The 2117-nt window shown below is 64.2% G+C and carries 2 protein-coding genes; both read left to right on the top strand.

Translation table 11 applies throughout. The annotated features are described in order from the left end of the window. The coding region (locus J0A65_RS21715; RefSeq protein WP_232850096.1) for a phage tail protein at positions 1-437 on the top strand (437 nt) is incomplete at its 5' end. A gap of 73 nt (positions 438-510) precedes the next feature. Next, positions 511-2117 (top strand): DUF4347 domain-containing protein (locus J0A65_RS21710; RefSeq protein WP_206596414.1); only part of this gene is annotated, 1607 nt, incomplete at its 3' end.

Genomic DNA, 2117 nt, shown 5'->3' with positions numbered 1-2117 from the left:
GCCTGGACGTGATTGTCCAGGGCGAGATGGCCGGCCGCGAAAATGTCACCCTGACCACCGCAGAGCTGCCGATGCACGCGCCAGTCGCGCATTTCACCGGCCAGGCCAGCAACGGCGCCCTGACCATCAGTGCCGCCGTGGCCACCAATCCGACCGCCGCGATGGTGCCACCCACGGCGGGCAACACCACCTACCTCTCCGCCACGACCGCAAAAGCCGGTCCTGCCAGTGTGGTGTTCGCGGGGTTGTTCACCGATACGCCACCCGACTCGACGAAAGCCAACCTGGGAGGGCTCAGCGGGCAGGCCAGCATCACACCGCAGGGAACGGTCACCATCTCGCCCGTCGGTGGCAGCCAGTCGTTCGGTATCCGCAATCCCTTCCTCGGCACCAACTTCGTGATCGCGACCGAAGGGGTCTTCCCGTCGCGAGGCTGAGTCGAGCAAGCACCTGAAGGTCGGCCCGCCCAGGCGGGCCGCCACTTACGTAAAGCAACGCCGGGAGCAGATGATGAAACGCAGATCCACCGTCACAGCGACACCCCAGGCCCCGGCGGGCCCTGCCTGGCTACTGGCCCTCGAACCGCGCATGATGTTCGACGGGGCGGTTGCCGCCACGGTTGCCGATACGGTCCAGGCCGACCCCACGCCCCAGGCGGACAGTGCCAGCGACAGCCAGGTCGATGACGGTGCCGCTGCCGCGCCAGCCGCCAGCAGCGATCAGCGCCAGGAGATCGTCTTCATCGACGGCAACGTGCAGGACTCTGCACAACTCATCGCCGGCGCCAGCGAAGGCACCGAGGTCGTCGTACTGGATGGCAGCCAGGATGGGCTGCAGCAGATTGCCGACTATCTGAACGGGCGCTCCGGCATCGATGCGATCCATATCGTCAGCCATGGTTTGTCAGGACAGATCACGCTGGGCAGCCTGACCCTGGATGCCAGCAACCTGCAAGATCACAGCTCCACGCTGGAGGCCATCGGCAGCAAACTGGGTGGGGATGGCGACATCCTGCTCTATGGCTGCGATATCGCCCTAGGCGACAAGGGCCAGTCCTTCATCAGCCAGATTGCCGCCATCACCCAGGCCGACGTTGCAGCATCCACCGACGCGACCGGCAGCAGCATCAGCGCCAGGAACTGGGTGCTGGAGACCTCGACCGGCACCATAGAGGCCGGCATGCCGTTCTCGCTTGCCGCCCAGAACGCGTTTACCGGCCAGTTGTTTTCCGGAACGCTGAATTTTTCCGGTACCGACACGATCCTGGGTACTCCGGTGACCGACGGCCAAGCCCAGTCGAGCGACATTCCTGGCGTGACGATAGAGATCTTTTCCGCCGACTCCGGCAACTCCAATAACGGCGCGGCGTGGAAGTACTACAGCGATCTGTTCACGGATGGGGCCGGCAGCCAGGACGAAGGTATCGTCGACGATTCCGGGAATGGCTCGCCCATCGTCGTGATTCGCAGCCAGGACGGGAGCGAGCTCTCGTTCACCGGAATCAAGATCGTCGACTACCTTGGCGCGCACTCTCAAATCAAGTTCGAAGCCTTCCAGAACGGTGTCTCCAGAGGCAGCGTCACACTCGCGACCGACGGCGACTACATCTCGGACTTCACCCAGGGCAATGGGCTGACGGCATCGATATTCCAGTACGCAGACGAAATCCGTATCACGGATCCAAATGGTCAACCTCTGTATATCGGCATCGACAATGTGGGTTTCGCGGATGCGGTCGCCCCCAACGCAGCGCCCACCGTCAGCAACCTCAACGGCGACAGCGTGGCCTGGGGCGGCGCAGGCAATACCGTCGGCCTCGACGTGGGCAGCAATGCCAGCCTGGCCGATGCCGAGCTGGATGCGCTGAACGGCGGCAATGGCGACTGGTCCGGCGCCAGCCTGGTGATCCAGCGCAGCGGCACGGCGATAGGCAGCGACGTGCTGGGCTTCGACACCAGCGGCGGCCTGTTCACTGTCAGTGGCAGCAACCTGCAGTCGGGCGGGCTGACCTTCGCCACCTTCACCAACAGCGGTGGCGTGCTGACCATCACCTTCACCAGCAGTGGCACCACGGCCACCTCAGCACTGGTCAACGACGTGGCGCAGCGCATCACCTA

Origin of the sequence: Bowmanella yangjiangensis (genome assembly GCF_017255015.1) — a bacterium.
GTDB lineage: Bacteria > Pseudomonadota > Gammaproteobacteria > Enterobacterales > Alteromonadaceae > Bowmanella > Bowmanella yangjiangensis.
The sequence above is the reverse complement of the archived record's forward strand: the minus strand, read 5'-3'. Positions and strand labels throughout refer to the sequence as shown.